Source organism: Actinophytocola sp. KF-1 (assembly GCF_054661535.1).
The window spans coordinates 274,089-290,043 of the sequence record NZ_BAAFVK010000002.1 but is presented as its reverse complement, the minus strand read 5'-3'; the positions used below and the strand labels follow the sequence as shown (position 1 = coordinate 290,043).

The 15,955-nt window shown below is 72.1% G+C and carries 17 protein-coding genes and 1 pseudogene; 12 read left to right on the top strand and 6 right to left on the bottom strand.

Features of this window, described 5'->3' with window-relative positions:
- Window positions 1–3: 3 nt before the first annotated feature.
- Window positions 4–888: an aminoglycoside phosphotransferase family protein gene (locus ACYQ77_RS07130; RefSeq protein ID WP_459708644.1), complete on the top strand. Its 885-nt coding sequence runs from the start codon at window positions 4–6 to the stop codon at window positions 886–888.
- A 1-nt stretch (window position 889) separates the two neighbouring features.
- Here ACYQ77_RS07130 and ACYQ77_RS07125 read toward each other — a convergent pair whose 3' ends face one another.
- On the bottom strand, window positions 890–1,411 hold the full coding sequence (locus ACYQ77_RS07125) for a DUF1697 domain-containing protein (RefSeq protein WP_459708643.1): 522 nt from the start codon (window positions 1,409–1,411) through the stop codon (window positions 890–892).
- Between the two features lie 87 nt (window positions 1,412–1,498).
- Window positions 1,499–2,371: an oxidoreductase gene (locus tag ACYQ77_RS07120; protein WP_459708641.1), complete on the bottom strand. Its 873-nt coding sequence runs from the start codon at window positions 2,369–2,371 to the stop codon at window positions 1,499–1,501.
- A gap of 103 nt (window positions 2,372–2,474) precedes the next feature.
- Here ACYQ77_RS07120 and ACYQ77_RS07115 point away from each other — a divergent pair, with 103 nt between their 5' ends.
- Window positions 2,475–3,038, top strand: a complete 564-nt coding sequence (locus tag ACYQ77_RS07115; RefSeq protein ID WP_459708639.1) for a TetR family transcriptional regulator — start codon at window positions 2,475–2,477, stop codon at window positions 3,036–3,038.
- Here the strand turns inward: ACYQ77_RS07115 and ACYQ77_RS07110 are convergent.
- On the bottom strand, window positions 3,028–4,107 hold the full coding sequence (locus ACYQ77_RS07110) for a calcium:cation antiporter (RefSeq protein ID WP_459709742.1): 1,080 nt from the start codon (window positions 4,105–4,107) through the stop codon (window positions 3,028–3,030). The two genes, ACYQ77_RS07115 and ACYQ77_RS07110, sit on opposite strands and share 11 nt — an antisense overlap.
- 150 nt (window positions 4,108–4,257) lie before the next feature.
- On the opposite strand from ACYQ77_RS07110, the gene ACYQ77_RS07105 reads away from it, so the two are divergent.
- Entirely contained in the window at window positions 4,258–5,094 is an 837-nt protein-coding gene (locus tag ACYQ77_RS07105; RefSeq protein ID WP_459708637.1) for a glycosyltransferase, read from the top strand.
- Between the two features lie 5 nt (window positions 5,095–5,099).
- Here ACYQ77_RS07105 and ACYQ77_RS07100 read toward each other — a convergent pair whose 3' ends face one another.
- On the bottom strand, window positions 5,100–5,849 hold the full coding sequence (locus ACYQ77_RS07100; protein ID WP_459708634.1) for a GAF and ANTAR domain-containing protein: 750 nt from the start codon (window positions 5,847–5,849) through the stop codon (window positions 5,100–5,102).
- 114 nt (window positions 5,850–5,963) lie between these two features.
- Between ACYQ77_RS07100 and ACYQ77_RS07095 the strand changes: the two genes are divergently transcribed.
- Complete coding sequence (locus ACYQ77_RS07095; RefSeq protein WP_459708632.1) at window positions 5,964–6,329, top strand: anti-sigma factor antagonist; 366 nt, start codon at window positions 5,964–5,966, stop codon at window positions 6,327–6,329.
- Here ACYQ77_RS07095 and ACYQ77_RS07090 read toward each other — a convergent pair.
- The gene (locus ACYQ77_RS07090) at window positions 6,311–7,231 is read right to left on the bottom strand and encodes a LysR substrate-binding domain-containing protein (protein WP_459708630.1); all 921 of its coding nucleotides are present in this window, start codon (window positions 7,229–7,231) and stop codon (window positions 6,311–6,313) included. The two genes, ACYQ77_RS07095 and ACYQ77_RS07090, sit on opposite strands and share 19 nt — an antisense overlap.
- Window positions 7,232–7,306: 75 nt before the next feature.
- Here ACYQ77_RS07090 and ACYQ77_RS07085 point away from each other — a divergent pair, with 75 nt between their 5' ends.
- From ACYQ77_RS07085 to ACYQ77_RS07050, 8 genes and pseudogenes are all read left to right on the top strand, one after another.
- Window positions 7,307–8,293: an alpha/beta fold hydrolase gene (locus ACYQ77_RS07085; RefSeq protein ID WP_459708628.1), complete on the top strand. Its 987-nt coding sequence runs from the start codon at window positions 7,307–7,309 to the stop codon at window positions 8,291–8,293.
- Window positions 8,294–8,309: 16 nt separating this feature from the next.
- Entirely contained in the window at window positions 8,310–9,638 is a 1,329-nt protein-coding gene (locus ACYQ77_RS07080; RefSeq protein ID WP_459708626.1) for a DUF2252 domain-containing protein, read from the top strand.
- A 123-nt stretch (window positions 9,639–9,761) separates the two neighbouring features.
- On the top strand, window positions 9,762–10,625 hold the full coding sequence (locus tag ACYQ77_RS07075) for an ATP-dependent DNA ligase (RefSeq protein WP_459708625.1): 864 nt from the start codon (window positions 9,762–9,764) through the stop codon (window positions 10,623–10,625).
- 47 nt (window positions 10,626–10,672) lie between these two features.
- The gene (locus tag ACYQ77_RS07070; RefSeq protein ID WP_459708623.1) at window positions 10,673–11,170 is read left to right on the top strand and encodes a hypothetical protein; all 498 of its coding nucleotides are present in this window, start codon (window positions 10,673–10,675) and stop codon (window positions 11,168–11,170) included.
- Window positions 11,171–11,205: 35 nt separating this feature from the next.
- Complete coding sequence (locus ACYQ77_RS07065) at window positions 11,206–12,486, top strand: cytochrome P450 (RefSeq protein ID WP_459708621.1); 1,281 nt, start codon at window positions 11,206–11,208, stop codon at window positions 12,484–12,486.
- A 29-nt stretch (window positions 12,487–12,515) separates the two neighbouring features.
- Window positions 12,516–12,878 (top strand): DUF5313 family protein, encoded by a 363-nt coding sequence (locus ACYQ77_RS07060; RefSeq protein WP_459708619.1) that lies wholly within the window; start codon window positions 12,516–12,518, stop codon window positions 12,876–12,878.
- Window positions 12,879–12,923: 45 nt separating this feature from the next.
- A pseudogene (locus ACYQ77_RS07055) lies at window positions 12,924–13,373 on the top strand (SRPBCC family protein); the annotation flags it as partial.
- 201 nt (window positions 13,374–13,574) lie between these two features.
- A complete protein-coding gene (locus ACYQ77_RS07050) occupies window positions 13,575–14,345 on the top strand; it encodes a DUF899 domain-containing protein (protein WP_459708618.1) in 771 nt (256 codons plus the stop codon).
- A 137-nt stretch (window positions 14,346–14,482) separates the two neighbouring features.
- Here ACYQ77_RS07050 and ACYQ77_RS07045 read toward each other — a convergent pair whose 3' ends face one another.
- The gene (locus ACYQ77_RS07045; protein WP_459708616.1) at window positions 14,483–15,730 is read right to left on the bottom strand and encodes a sugar ABC transporter permease; all 1,248 of its coding nucleotides are present in this window, start codon (window positions 15,728–15,730) and stop codon (window positions 14,483–14,485) included.
- Between the last annotated feature and the right edge of the window lie 225 nt (window positions 15,731–15,955).

The window sequence follows — 15,955 nt, the reverse complement described above, 5'->3', positions numbered from 1 at the left end:
CGCATGCACCCCGGCACGCACCCCATCGACGACGACCTCGTGCGGCGGCTGGTCGCCGGGCAGTTCCCGCGGTGGGCGGGGCTGCCGGTGACCCGGTTCCCGTCCGGCGGCACGGTCAACGCCATGTACCGGCTGGGCGACGACATGGTCGTCCGGCTCCCGCTCGTCGCAGGCGGCGCCGGTGACGTGGCGACCGAACAGGCGTGGCTGCACCGGCTCGCGCCGCGCCTGCCCGTCGCCATCCCCGAGGTGCTCGGCGCCGGGCGGCCTGCCGAGGGGTACCCGTGGCCGTGGTCGGTGTACCGGTGGCTCGACGGCGAGAACCCCGATGCGGACGCGCTCGGCCAACCGGTCCGGCTCGCCGAGGACCTCGCCGCGTTCGTCACGGCGATGCGCGCCATCACCCTGCCCGGCGCGCCCACCGCCCACCGCGGCGGACCGCTCGTCGCGCTCGACGCGGAGACCCGCGCGGCGATCGAGCGGCTGCGCGGCATCCCGGAGGAGGGCGTCGACTGCGACGCCGCTGCCGCCGTGTGGGACGAGGCGCTGCGGGCACCGGGCCGGTACGGCCGGCCGGTGTGGCTGCATGCCGACCTCATGCCCGGCAACCTGCTCGTGTCCGGCGGCAGGCTGACCGCGGTGATCGACTTCGGCTGCCTCGGCACGGGCGACCCGGCCTGTGACCTGTTCCCGGCGTGGAACCTCCTCCCTCCCGGTGCGCGGCGGGCCTTCCGCGACGCGCTGGACGTCGACGACGCGACCTGGCGCCGCGGCCGGGCACGCACGCTCTCGCAGGCGTTGATCGCGCTGCCCTACTACCGGACGACGAACCCCGCCATGGCGGGCAACGCCCGGCACGTGATCCGCACCGTGCTCGCCGAGACCTGAGCTACGCCTCCGCCATCGCCAGCAGCTTGGTGACCGTGTTCCAGTTGCGCATGGTCGCGATCTGCCCCTTGCGCGCGGGGAACGCCGCGAGGAGCTTCGAGTTCTGGGTGCCGTCCGGCACCCAGAAGTACGCCTCGCGCTCGGCGAGGTGCACGCGCTCCGGCTCGAAGGCGGCCGCGTCGATCGCCGGCCACTCCCCCGCCACGTCCACAAAGGACACGAAGTAACGAGATGGGTTGGTGGCCACGTCCCCCAGCGGGTCGGCCGCGACCACCGCGCGTAACTCGTCCGCGGTCCGCAGCACGCAGTCGATGTGGAACCCGGCGCCCTCCTCGAGCGCCGCCTCGACCTCCTTGCGGACGGTCGCGGGCTTCTTGTTCGTGCGGAACACGGCGTTGCCGCTCTGCAACAGCGTCCGCACGTCCTCGTACCCGAGGCCGGTCAGCCACGCACGCAGGTCGGCCATCGCCACCCGCCGCTTGGCGGCGAGGTTGATGGCCCGCAACAGGGCGATGTACACCATGGCGCGCACGATAACGCGCGGCACCGACAACGGCGCTCGACGTTCGCTCCGCGAGCTCCGCTCAGCGGTGCCGCGCGTCGGCGAGGTTCAGTCGCGCAGCGCGGCCAGCGGATCGATGCCTGCCTGCGTTGCCTCGTCGTGGTCGGTCGACACCGACAGGTGCCGCCACTTCTCGTCCGACTCCTTGCGGGCCCGCGCGACCTGCTGGGCGTAGTGGTACGCGTCGCTGCCCAGCAGCAGGCGGACCGGCGGCTCGTCGAGGCCGGCGACGGTCAGCACGACGTCCGCGACCTTGGCGGGGTCGCCCGCGGCACGCGTGGCGAAGTCGCCGCGCATGGCCACGACCCGGCCGACCGTCTGCTCGTACGGGGCCGAGATCGGCGGGACCTTCATCGACGACCCGGCCCAGTCGGTGCGCATGCCACCCGGCTCCAGCACGGTGACCTTGATGCCCAGCGGCGCGGCCTCGAGCGCGAGCACCTCGGAGAAGCCGCCGACCGCGAACTTGGCGGCCTGGTAGGCGGACATGCCGGGCGTCGGCATGCGGCCGCCGACCGACGAGACCTGGATGATGTGCCCCTCGCCCTGCTCGCGCAGCACCGGCAGCGCGGCCTTGGTGACGTTGACGACGCCGAACAGGTTCGTGTCGACCTGCTCGCGGAAGTCGGCGTCGGTGATGTCCTCGACGGACACGGTGTTGGCGTACCCCGCGTTGTTCACGACCACGTCCAGCCTGCCGAACTCCGCGACCGCGACGGCGACCGCGTCACGGGCGGCCGCCGGGTCGGTCACGTCCAGCGCGATGGCCCGCACCCGCGGCCCGAACCGCTCGACCAGGTCCGCGAGCTGCTGGGGACGACGTGCGGTCGCGACCACCCGGTGCCCCGCGACCAGGGCCTTCTCCGCGATCTGACGGCCGAGGCCCCGCGAGCTGCCGGTGACCAGGAAGACCTTCGACATGGCTTCACACCTTCTAACTGACTGTTTGGTTAGCTCCGTTCTCCAGAGAAGCACCCTCGACCACCGCTGTCAACTAGACGGTTAGTCAGGTAGGGTGGATCACATGGCAGGCGACGCGGAGGCAACCCGGCGGCGGCTGCTCGACGCCGCCGCCAAGGAGTTCGCCGAGTACGGGATCGCGGGCGCCCGGGTGGACCGGATCGCGACCGCGGCCAAGAGCAACAAGGCGCAGATCTACCACTACTTCACGAACAAGGACGGCCTGTTCGACGCCGTGATGGGCGAGCTGGCCGCGCACACGCTGCGGGAGGCGCCCATCGACGCCGGCGACCTGCCGGAGTACGCGGGCAGGCTGTACGACCGCTTCGCCGCCGACCCCGTGATGGCGCGCCTCGCGAGCTGGTACCGGCTGGAGGGCGCCGGCTACCAGGCCGTCGACCTGGTCGTGTCCAGCACCCGCGACAAGCTCGCCGCGGTGACGGAGGCGCAGGAGGACGGCCGGATCCCGGACCGTTTCACGCCGGTCGAGGTGCTCGCGCTCGTGGTGCACCTGTCGTCGCTGTGGTTCGCCGTGACCCCCGAGATGGCCGCGCTCACCGAGGACATCCCGCACGAGCGGCGGCGCGAGGTGGTCGTGTCGGCGGTGCGGGCCCTGCTCAGGGATTGACCGCCAGGAACAGGAACGCCGCGAGCAGCACCAGGTGCACGCCGCCCTGCAGGCGGGTGGCCCGGCCTGGCACGACCGTGAGCACGCTGACCACGACGGTCATCACGAGCAGCACCAGCTGCGTCGACCCGAGGCCCAGCACCAGCGGGCCATCGAGCCAGATCGAGGCGAGCGCGATCGTGGGGATCGTGAGCCCGATGCTCGCCATGGCCGAGCCGTAGGCGAGGTTGAGGCTGGTCTGGATGCGGCCGCGGCGGGCGGCGCGGACGGCGGCGAGCGTCTCCGGCAGCAGCACCAGCAACGCGATCACCACACCGACGAACGACGGCGGGAACCCGACCGCGGCGACGCCCTCCTCGATGGTGGGCGACTCGACCTTCGCCAGGCCCACCACGGCGACCAGCGACAGCAGCAGCATCCCCAGGCTGACCAGCGCCTCCCGGCCGCTGGGCGGCTCGGCGTGCTCGTCGCAGTCCTCCTGCTCGCCCTGCCCCCGCTGCGCGACCGGGAGGAAGAAGTCGCGGTGCCGCACGGTCTGCGTGAGCACGAACATCCCGTAGAGCGCGAGCGAGGCCAGGGCGGCGAAGGTGAGCTGGGCCGGGGAGAACTCCGGACCGGGCTGGCTCGTGGTGAAGGTGGGCAGCACGAGGCTGAGCGCGGCGAGCGTGGTGACGGTCGCGAGCGCGGCGCCGCTGCCCTCCGCGTTGAAGAGCGTGACGTGGAACCGCTGTGCGCCGACCATGAGCGACAGCCCGACGATCCCCGTCGTGGTGATCATGAGCGCCGCGAAGACGGTGTCCCGGGCCAGCGACGCGGACTCCGGGCCGCCCGACACCATGAGCGTCACGATCAGCGCGACCTCGATGACGGTCACGGCGACCGCGAGCACCAGCGACCCGAACGGCTCCCCGACCCGGTGCGCGACCACCTCGGCGTGGTGCACGGCGGCCAGCACCGAACCGGCCAGCAGGATCGAGACGACCACGATCGCGATGACACCCAGTTCACGCCCCCAGGTCGCCGCGAGCGCGAGGACGGCGAGAACGGGCACGACACGGGTCCACTCCAGCCACGTCCTGCGCCCGTCCGTTCCCACTCCCCGACCCTAACCGGCCAGGGAGGACACACGTGCAGCGACCCGACCGGTATGTCCGATTGGTCACACTGGCGTGATCGAGGTTGGACCGAGGCTCCACCCCGTCGACCTACGGTCTCGGGTATGCACCTCCTCTTCCTCTCCAGGCCCGCCCCGGGACACCTGTACCCGACGCTGCGGCTCGCGGAGGAGCTCGGCGCGCGAGGTCACCGCGTCACGTTCGCGTCCTCGGACCCCTACCTCGACGAGCTGGCCGAGCCGGGGGTGCGGCCGATCCGGTTCGGCAGGAGCGAACGGCGCCTGCTCGACACCGCCGTGCTCGGCCTCGACGCCGTGGTCGCCGACCCGCGCACCGCCGCCGTCGCGGCCGACCTGGCCCGGACCTGGGACGTGCCGCTGCTCGTGGCGGGCGAGAACCTGCCGCCGTCCGCCCACGGCTGGCCCGCCGAGCAGGCCTACGGGTCGTACGTGTTCAGCATCCCGGGGGCGCGTGGCACCGTGCACAACCCGTGGCGCCGCCACGGGCACCGCCCGGTGGTGCTCGTCGACGGCCCGCCGATCGGCCCGCTGGTGCGGGCGCTGGGCGAGACCCGGTGGCAGGTGGTGGTGAGCGACACGGAGCTGCCGCACGCCGACGTGTTCCTCAACGACGGCCGCCTCGCCGCGGTGAGCGCGGGGCTGCGGGCGGGGGTGCCGATGGTGCTGGCGCCGCAGACCGCCGAGGACGTCGCGCACGCGGAGCGGGTCGCGGCACTGGGCGTGGGCGTGGTCGTCCCGTCGCTGGGCGACGCGCACGCGGAGGAGCTGCGCAAGATCGTCGAGCACCTGCGGGTCGACGAGCCGACGCTGACGACCGCGCGGTGGTTGCGCGGTCAGGTCGCGGCCGAGGGCGCGCCAGCGCGGGCGGCGGACCGGGTGGAAGAGCTCCTCGCGGCGCCCCCGCTCAGCGAGGCCGCCTGACCGGCTCACACGGCCGGGCTGACGTCGCTCGCCTTCCCGGTCACGCCGAGCTGGGCGAGCACCTCGTCGAAGCTGCCGCCGTCGTGCGCCGTGACGAGCACGTGCGCGAGGTCGCGCAGCTTCTCGTTCCGGTTCTGGGACGTGCGCTTCAGCAGGTTGAACGCCTCCTCGGACGGGCAGTCGAAGTGGCGCATCAGCAGCCCCTGCGCCTGGCCGACCAGCGAGCGGGTGCGCAGCGCGGACCGCAGCTGCGTCACCAGCTCCCGCGAGTCGTGGTAGAGCGACGCGTTGTCGAACGCGACGCCCGCGTGCAACGTCAGGAGCAGCACCACGTCGAACGCGGCCTCCCCGAACTGGTCCGGCTGACGCGACAGGAGGCTCAGTACCGCGGACTCCTCGCCCTCGGTCGACAGCGGAAGGCACAGGCAGCTGCGGTAGCCGGCGTTCACGAACTGCGTGCCGAAGGCGGGCCAGCGCTGGTCGTGCGCCACGTCGTCGAGCCTGCGCGGCTCGGAGTACGTCACCGCCTCGACGATGGGGCCGGGCACGAGCGGGTCGAAGCCGAGGTCGTGGGACGAGTGCACGGTCTCCACGCCGGACGCCGAGCGCACCGTGATGATCGCGTCGTCACAGCCCGGAACCGTACGCACGATTCGCGTGACGAACCGTGCCATGGTGGAGCCGAAGTCGTCGTCGGCGACCAGCTTGGTGATCTCGGCGAGTTCTCTCGCCATCGTCAGGATGTCGTCTTGCACGCAGGGAGTCTGAGCGTTCCAGCCCCCGCAGGCAACTCCCCCGGGGTTGGTAATGTGGTCGCGAAGTTCACGGTTACGAAGTCAGCCGTGCGTCCTCTTCCCCGGGAGACCACATTGGCTGACCTGTCATCGCTGCGCATCCGCCAGAGAGTCGTGACCACCGGTGTGGTCGTGGTGTCCGTGGCCGGGGAGATCGACCTGGCCACCGTCGACGGGCTCCGGGAGGGCCTCGCCCCGCACCTCGCCGATCCCGTCACGCGACTCCTCGTGTGCGATCTGTCGCAGGTCGGATTCCTGGCGTGCAGCGGGTTGTCGGCGCTCCTGGACGTGCGGTCGGAACTGGAGGAGAGGGGTTCGCGGTTCGCCGTGGTCGCCAACAGCCCCGCCGTGCTGAGACCGGTGACCATCACCGGCCTGGTCGACGTGCTCACCGTGCGACCGACGCTGTCCGCCGTGCTCCGTCAGTCCATTGTGGAATGAACGCGGTGCGGGGGCCGTACTCGGCGGGTCAGGTCCCTGGCCAGCGCGGTGAAGTTCGCCGCGGTCGCCGAGGGCTTCGCCGGGAGCGCGATCGCGAGGTCCACCAGCCGCACGAGCGGGCTGACCGGCACGAACACCACTTCCGGCCGTGGCGCGGCCGCCGAGTTCGGCAGGATGCTCACCCCGCACCCGGCCGCGACCAGCCCCACGATCGTCGGCAGCTGCACCGCTTCCTGCGCCACCGACGGGGTGAACCCGCCGCGCCTGCACAGCGCCGTGATCTCGTCGTACAGGCCGGGGCCGAGCGCGCGCGGGAACAGCACGAACGGCTCGTCCGCCAGCGTGCTCACCGCGATCCGCCGCCTGCGCGCCAGCCGGTGGTCGTTCGGCAGCACCGCGACCAGCGGCTCCCGTGACACCGACACCAGCTCCAGGTCGTCGGCCGGACCGGGCAGCGGCGGGCGCAGCAGGCCGAGGTCGAGCGCGGCCGCGCGCAACCGCTCGACCTGGGTGACCGTCGGCAGCACGTGGAAGGACAGCGCCACGTCCGGGTAGCGCGCCCGGAACGCCCTGATGATCGCGGGCAGCGGGTGCTGGACCGCCGACCCGACCATGCCGATCACCAGCTCACCGGTCTCCCCCCGGCCCGCCGCCCGCGCCCGTCGCGCCGCACTGTCCACCATGGACAACGCGGCGCGCGCGTCGGCGGCGAACACCTCGCCTGCCTGCGTCAGCGCGACCGCGCGGGTCGTGCGGTCGAACAGCGTCACCCCCAGCTCGGTCTCCAGTGCCTTGACCTGCTGGGAAAGCGGCGGCTGCGCGACCCCGAGCGCGGCGGCGGCCCGGCCGAAGTGCAGGTGGTCGGCGACCGCGACCACGGCACGCAGGTGCTTGAGATCCATATCACCATCGAATCAATGCACACGGTTCCTGTAAACAGTCGACACAGTTGCTCCGGACGGCGGCATCCTGCCGTCATGTTCACCGGCTTGGCCATCGCGTTGCTGACCACCGTCGTGCCCGCGTGGGAACCGGACCGGCTCGTGCGCCACGACTGGCACGTGCCCGGCGGCGCGGGCACGCTGCACGTCCGCGAGGTGCGGCTCTCCTCGGCGGCGCGGGCGCGCCCCGTGCTGCTCGTGCACGGCGCCCGCGTGCCCGGCGTCGCGTCGTTCGACCTGCCGGTGCCCGGCGGCTCGCTCGCCGGGGACCTCGCACTGGCCGGGCACCGGGTGATCGTCGTGGACGTGCGCGGGTACGGCGGCTCCGCCCGCCCCGCGGTGATGTCCGGCCCACCGGCGGCGCACCCGCCCGCGGTGACCGGCGACCAGGTCGTCGCGGACATCGACGACGTGGTGCGGTGGCTGCGCGCGGGCCGGGTCGACCTGGTCGGCTGGGCGACGGGCGGGCACTGGGCGGCGTGGTACGCGAGCGAGCACCCGGAGCGGGTGGCGAACCTGGTGGTGCACAACAGCCTCTACGGCGCGACCGCGGGCCACCCGATGTTCGGCGAGCGACCCACGGGCGCGTACCGGCTGAGCACGGCGGCGCAGCTGCTGCCCGCGTGGGACGAGAGCATCCCGGTGCCGGACAAGACGGCGTGGCGCGACCCCCGTGTCGCACAGTCCTATGTGGACGAGGCGCTGGCGAGCGACCCCACGGCGGGCGACCGGGAGCCGCCGAGCTTCCGCAGCCCGAACGGCGCGATGCTCGACAGCCACCACCTCGCCACCGGGGCCCAGCTGTGGGACGCCCACCGCATCCGCGCGCGGACGCTGGTCGTGCGGGGCGAGTACGACTTCTGGTCCCGCCCGTCCGACCTGACGGCACTGGCGGCGGACCTGACCCGCGCGCAGGACGTCCGCGCGGTCACCCTGCCCGCCGCGACCCACCACGTGCACCTCGACCGGCCGGAGCGGGGCAGGGCCCGGCTGCTGGCGGAGATCACCGCGTGGCTGGCGTAGCTGGCACAGTGGGGGGATGGATGACGTCATCGACCGCATCGCCGAGCGGGGCGCGGAAGCACGGCAGGCGCAGATCGTGGACGTGCTGGTGGCCGCGTTCGACGAGCTGATGAGCGCGGACCCGGTGGCGTTCCGCAGGAAGTTCCGGAAGATGGCGGCGGCGCCGTTCGCGTTCTACCGGGGCAGCGCGTGCCTGTTCTACGCGGACATGGCGCAGGACGGCGACCCGTGGGCCGACGAGCGCACCAGCAGGGTGTGGATCCAGGGCGACCTGCACGCGGAGAACTTCGGCACCTACATGGACTCGTCCGGCACGCTCGTGTTCGACGTGAACGACTTCGACGAGGCCTACCTGGGCTGTTTCACGTGGGACCTCAAGCGGCTGGCGGCGAGCGTCGCGCTGATGGCGTGGGGCAAGGCGATCTCCGACGACGACATCGCGCACCTGATCGGGACGTACCTGCGCGAGTACGTGCGGCAGGTGCGGTCGTTCGCCGACAACCCGGGCGACGAGGGCGTGCGGCTGCAGCTCGACAGCACGGAGGGGATGCTGCACGAGGTGCTGCTGCGCGCCCGCCTGCGCACCAGGACGGGCCTGCTGTCGACGATGACGAAGGTGGAGGACTACGAGCGGCAGTTCTCCCGCGGCCCGGGGGTGCGCGAGCTGGCGTCGGCGGAGCGGGACGCGGCACTGGCGGCGTTCGAGTCGTACCTGGACACGATCCCGGCGGGCAAACGCTTCGACGCGGCGACCTATCGCGTGAAGGACCTGGTGGGCCGCAGCGGCTTCGGCATCGGGTCGGCGGGGCTGCCCGCGTACAACGTGCTCGTGGAGGGGCACACGCAGGCGCTGGAGAACGACGTGGTGCTGTCGATGAAGCAGGGCAACGTCCCGGCGCCCAGCCGCATCGTCGACGAGCCGAGGATGCGGTCGTACTTCGAGAACGAGGGGCACCGGACGGCCGTGTCGCAGCGGGCGCTGCAGGCGCACGCGGACCCGTGGCTGGGCCACACCGCCATCGACGGCAAGGGGTTCGTGGTCACCGAACTGTCCCCGTACGCCTGCGACCTGGACTGGTCGGAGCTCACGGAGCCCGCGGACATGGCTCCCGTCCTCGCCTACCTCGGCCGCGCGACCGCCAAGATGCACTGCGTCTCAGACTCCGACTCGGAACAGACACTGGTCGACTTCCAGAGCGAGGAGGCCATCGCGTCGGTGATCACGGACGAGGACGCGTTCGTCGAGACGCTGACCCGGTTCGCGATGTCGTACGCGGCGCAGACCCGCGAGGACCACAGCCTGTTCGTGAACGCCTTCCGCGGCGGCCGCATCCCGGGCATCTAGCGGGGAAACGGGTGATCGCGGCGCTCCTCCGAGAGGGGGCGTGACGGGATGACGCGGAGCGTTTACAATCCGCAACTCCGGGTATGCAAATTGCATATTCCCCGCCGATCACCGAGACGAGAGATGATCGATCCGCCCGAGTTGATGCTCGCAACGCCGACCGATCGCCGTTTCTCCGACGACGACTGGCTGTTCGAACGGAAGCTGGACGGGGTGCGCGCCCTGTCGATCCGTGACGGGTGGCGGCCACAGCTGTGGTCACGCACCCACAAGCGCCTCGACGACGCCTACCCCGACCTGGTCGAACTGCTGGGCGAGGCCGGCACGAACCGCTTCGTCGCCGACGGTGAGATCGTCCGCGACGGCGACGTCGCGCACTACCACCTCTTCGACCTGCTCTCCTTCGAGGGCACGAACCTCACCGCGCGCCCGCTGTGGGAACGCAAGGAGATCCTGCGCACCGCCTTCCGCTTCGACGACCGGCTGCACTACACCGAGCACCGCGAGGGCGGCGGCGAGGAGTACTACCGGCACGCGTGCGAGAACGGCTGGGAAGGGCTGATCGCCAAGCGCGCCGACTCGCCGTACGTCGGCGGGCGGTCCGCGGACTGGCTCAAGTTCAAGTGCGTGCGCGGCCAGGAGTTCGTCGTCGGCGGGTTCACCGAGCCGCAGGGGTCGCGGGCCGGGTTCGGCGCGCTGATCGTCGGCTACCACGAGAACGGCGCCCTGCGGTACGCGGGCAAGGTCGGCACCGGCTACGACCACGCGACCCTGCGCGCGCTGCGGGCCCGCATGGACGCCATGGCCCAGGACTCCTCCCCGTTCGCCGACCCGGTGCCGGAACCGACCGCGCACTGGATCCGGCCCGAACTGGTCGTGCACGTCGGGTTCAGCGAGTGGACCCGGGAGGGCAGGCTGCGCCACCCCCGCTTCGGCGGCCTGCGCACCGACAAGCCACCCGCCGACGTCGTCCGTGAGCAGCGCTGACGTTTGCCGGGGCGGCGCGGCGGTATCCCCCGTGCGAGGTGATACCGGTGCGTGAGTTCGCGAAAGAAGGACCCCGGGCGGAGGGCAACCCGGTGGTGTGGGCGGGCCGTGAGGACGGTCCCGCCCTGGTGGTGGTCGACCCGGCAGGCACGGCCAGGCACGACGAGCTGCCACCGACGTGGGACCGGCTCGCCGCCCACTTCCAGGTGGCGTGGTGCCGCGTCCCGGCGAGCAAGCAGTCGATCGAGGACCTCGAGGACGTGTTCGAGACCCTCGCCGACCGGCGGTCGGCCGCGAACCTCGTGGCGAGCGGCGAGGCCTGTGAGGCGGCGCTCGCGCTGGCCCGCGAGTACCGCGACATCGTCACGTCCGTCCTGCTGGTCGACCCGCCGGACGAGGAGGAGGAACCGCCCGCGGACGACATCGAGGTCCGGGTGGTGGCCCGCAGCCACCCCGGCCCGGACGACCGCGTCGAGCCGCCGCTGCCCCTCGGGCACCCCGAGGTGGTCGCCGGCCTGGTGACCGCGCTGGCCGACCTGAAGTGACGTTTCCGCCGGTCAGCGACCGGGCACCCGGTGGCATGACCAGCGTGATCACCACGACCCGTGCCTCCGCGACCGACACCGCCCGCGTGCTCTCGACGGTGCTGCTGCCCACGCTCGCGGGCGGTGTCATCAAGCGGCGCCCGCTGCTGATGGGGCTCGCCGGGCGGCTCGGCGCCGACGACCGCGCGGTCCGCGAGATCGCCCGCCTCGCCGGCCGCTACGGCGACGGGCCGCTGCTGCTGCGCGTGCCGGGTGACCGTGCGATCGCCGTCGTCCTGTCGCAGGCGGACGTCGGGCGGGTGCTCGACGCGACGCCCGACCCCTTCACCCCGGCGAGCACCGACAAGGTCGGCGCGCTGAAGCACTTCCAGCCGCACGCGGTGCTCATCACCCGGGACGAGGCCACCCGCGCGAAACGCCGCGCGGCCAACGAGCGCGCGCTGGAGACCGCGCGCCCGCTGCACCACCTCGCGGACCCGATCCACCGGGTCATCACCGAGGAGGCGGCGGCACTGACCGGCCGCACCCTCGACTGGGACACCTTCGACACCGCCTGGCAGCGCGTGGTGCGCCGGGTCGTGCTCGGCGACGCCGCCCGCGACGACGAACGGCTCACCGCGCTGCTGGACCGACTGCGCCGCACCGCGAACTGGGCGTGGGCCGCGCCCCGGCGCGAGCAGGCACTGGCCGAATTCACCGGACGGCTCCGCGCGCACGTCGAGCGCCGCGACCCGGACGCCGTCGCCGCGGGCTTAGGGCCGGACGTCGACCCGGTGGGCCAGGTGCCGCACTGGCTGTTCGCGTTCGACGCGGCGGGCATGGCGATCATGCGCACGCTTGCCGTCCTCGCCACGCACGGGGAGGCCGCGGCGAAGGCCGAACGGGACGACGGCGCACCGGCGCAGCTGCCGTACCTGCGGGCGTGCGTGCTCGACACGCTGCGGCTGTGGCCGACGACCCCCGCGATCCTGCGCGAGACCACGGAGACGACCGCGCTCAGCGGCCACGAACTGCCCGCCGGCACGACGTTGCTCGTGTTCGCGCCGTACTTCCACCGCCAGGTGTCGCAGCGGTTCGACCCCGCCATGTGGCTGGACGGTCGCGCGCGGTCACACCCGGCGCTCGTGCCGTTCAGCGACGGACCGGGACAGTGCCCGGGCCGCAACCTCGTCCTGTACACGACGAGCACGATGCTCGCGGTCATGCTGGCGCACCGTGACTTCGCGCCGGCGCACGACCACGGTCTGCGCGAGCACGCGGACCTGCCCGGCACCCTGGACAACTTCCACCTGGTGTTTCGCGCCACGGCACGTTGACCCGCCGTCCTGGCGGGTACCCCCAGGACATGGAGATGACGAGGCCGGGCCCCGTGCGGTGGCTCCGCTACGCGTACGGCGGACGGCTGCCCGACCGCTACCGCGAGTGGGTGTTGCACGACGCGACCGACCGCGGCTGGCTGGCGCGCTTCGCGCTCCTGGTGGTGGCGCAGACGTTGCCGTGGCTCGTCGTGGCGTTCCTCGTACTGGTGCTGCTGACGCCGTTGCCCGTCGGCTGGGCGTTGCTCGCGGTCGGCGCCGCGCTCGCGCTGAGCCTGTTCTTCACGCTCACGAGCGCGGACGAGCTGACCGAGGCACGCCTGGTCAAGCACGGCTTCGCACCGGGAACGGGCAAGAACCGCCGCAAGGACAGACATGTTTCGTCGTGGTGAGACGTGGAACGTCTTGCCATGCACGCGATCGAAGGAGGAGAGACAGTGACCACCATCGAGAAGTCGGTGGATGTGCAGACTCCCGTGCGGACCGCGTACAACCAGTGGACGCAGTTCGAGTCGTTCCCGGCCTTCATGGAGGGCGTGGACCGCATCGAGCAGATCACACCGACGCGCACCCACTGGCACACCACGATCGGCGGCGTCAGCCGTGAGTTCGACGCCGAGATCACCGAGCAGCACCCGGACGAGCGGGTCGCGTGGCGGTCGGTGAGCGGGCCGGAGCACTCCGGTGTCGTGACGTTCCACCGCATCGACGACCAGACCACGCGGGTGCACCTGCAGATGGACTTCGAGCCGGAGAGCCTGACCGAGAAGGCGGGCGCGGCGCTGGGCGTCGTCGGCCACCGCATCCAGGGTGACCTGAGCCGGTTCAAGGAGTTCATCGAGCACCGCGGCGCCGAGACCGGTGGCTGGCGCGGTGACGTGGACCGGGCGCCGCAGCAGGGCGAGTCGCGCATGGCTCCCCGCGGCGGCAGCCCCGCCCAGAGCGTCCCGCCGATGGGCGCGGGACCCGGTGGCGCGGTGCCCGGCGACCCCGCAGGCATGGACCGCGACCGCAACAACCCGTTCTGACGGTGTGTGACCACCGGGGCGGCGCGATGAGTTTCGCGCCGCCCCGCGGTCTGTACGGACATGAACCTGCCGAGGATCGTGAGCCGCGCGGAGTGGCTCGACGCGCGGAAGGAACTGCTGGCCAGGGAGAAAGCCCTGACCAGGGCCCGTGACGAGCTGGCGGCGGCGCGCCGGTCGCTGCCGATGGTGCCGGTGGACAAGGAGTACGTGTTCACCGGGCCGGACGGGCCGCGGACGCTGCTCGACCTGTTCGACGGGCGCAGGCAGCTGATCGTGCACCACATGATGTGGGCGTACGACGTCGACGAGGACGGCAACGAGGTGCCCCGCGACACGGGCTGCCCGAGCTGCTCGGCGCAGGCCGACAACATCGGTGACCTCGTGCACCTGCACCAGCGGAACACGTCGTTCGTCGCGGTGTCGCGGGCGCCGTACGAGAAGATCGGGCCGTTCCACAAGCGGATGGGGTGGTCGTTCCCGTGGGTCTCCTCCCACGGCAGCGACTTCAACCACGACTACCACGTGACCGTGGACGACCGGGTCTGCCCGGTGCTGCTGAACTACCGCACCGCCGACGAGCTCCCCTTCGCGTGGACCCCCGCCCGCCGCGGCGACTACCCCGGGATGTCGTGCTTCCTGCGCGACGGCGACCGGGTGTTCCACACGTACTCCACGTACGCCCGCGGCCTGGAACAGATCGGCGGCACCCACTACTTCCTCGACATGACCGCCCTGGGCCGCCAGGAACCGTGGGAGAAACCCGAAGGCCGCGCGGCGGCGTTCGGCGCCCAAGCAGGCAGCCCCGACCTCCGCTTCCACGACGAGTACTGACCCGGCGTGCCACGCCCCCGAACCTCGCGAGTCACGCTCGCAGGCACATCGAGTTGTCGGTTTCGTGCGGACGCCGGGGATGGCGATGTGCACGAAACCGACAACTCGGTATGCGCGCGAGCGTGACTCGCGAGGGGTCAGGCGCGGCCGTGGGCTGCTCGGGAGCGGCGGGCCACCGAGTCGAGGGCGACGGCCAGTGCCAGCACCAGACCGGTCACCATGAACCGGAACGACGAGTCCAGGTCCAGCAGCGTCAGTCCACTCGAGATGGACTGGATCACCAGGATGCCCAGCAGCGCGGAGAACGCGCTCCCCCGCCCGCCGAACAGGCTGGTGCCGCCGATGACGGCCGCCGCGATCGCGTTGAGGTTGACGTCACCGGCGCCGCTCGCCTGGTTCGCCGCCGCGAGGCGGGCCGCCGCGATCAGACCACCGAGTGCCGCGAGCGAGCTGCACAGCATGAACACCGTGGTGTACATGCGTTTCACATTGACACCCGCGCGCCGGGCCGCCTCGACGTTGCCGCCGATGGCGAACACCGCGCGGCCCCACGCGGTGCGGGTGAGCACGTAGTTCATCACCAGCACCAGCGCCACGAACGTCACGAACATCCAGCCGACGCCGCGGGCCTGGTTCAGGTACCACGCCGCGAACCCCAGCGCCACCAGCACGGCCGCGCTGCGGATCACGAGCAGCGGCGTGGACCGGGCCGACAACCCGGCCGCGCGCCGGGCGCGGGCCAGCGAGTACCCGGTCACGAAGATCCCACCCGCCGCGAGCACGACCAGCACGTACGACAGCCACGCCGGCACGAACGCGAGCTGCGCGAAGTGCACCAGCCCGGAGTCGAACGGCAGGTTGATCGCGCCCTTGCTGCCGAGCAGCCACAGCTGCAACCCGAGGAACCCGAGCAGCCCGGCGAGCGTGGCGACGAACGACGGCACCCCGAGCCGCGTCACCATCTGCGCGTACACCCAGCCGATCGCCCCGCCCGCGGCGATCGCGGCGATGATCGACGCCCAGAACGGCCAGCCCAGGTCGACGAACGTGACCGCCGTGAGCGCGGCGGACAGCCCGCTGACCGACCCGACCGACAGGTCGATCTGCCCGACGAGCAGCACGCACACGACACCGAGCGCGATGATCCCGACGGACACGCTCTCCATCAGCAGGTTCACGAGGTTCGCGCTGGAGAGGAACACGGGGTTGAGGATCTGGAACACCGTCCAGATCACGACGAGCCCGACCACGATCGGCAGCACGCCGAGGTCCCCGCCGCGAACCCGCTCGGCGACGGCCCCGAGCACACCCCGCACCCCGTCCCCGCGCCGCAACCGCTCGTCGAGCAGGTCCATGGCGGGCGCGGCCGCCTTCATCCGCGTCATCGCGAGTCCCGCTCTCGAACAGCGCGAGTCGCGCTCTCGTGCATGCCGAGTTGCCGGTTTCGTGCACGTCCCGCCCGGGACCGGTGTGCACGAAAACGGAACTCGGTGTGTTGGAGCGCGAGACTCGCGGTGTCTGGGCACGAGACTCGCGCTGCTTGTGGTCGCGAGTCGCCCGTTCGGGACTCGCGAGTCGCCCGTTCGTGACCGCCGAGCCGGCGGTTCGGG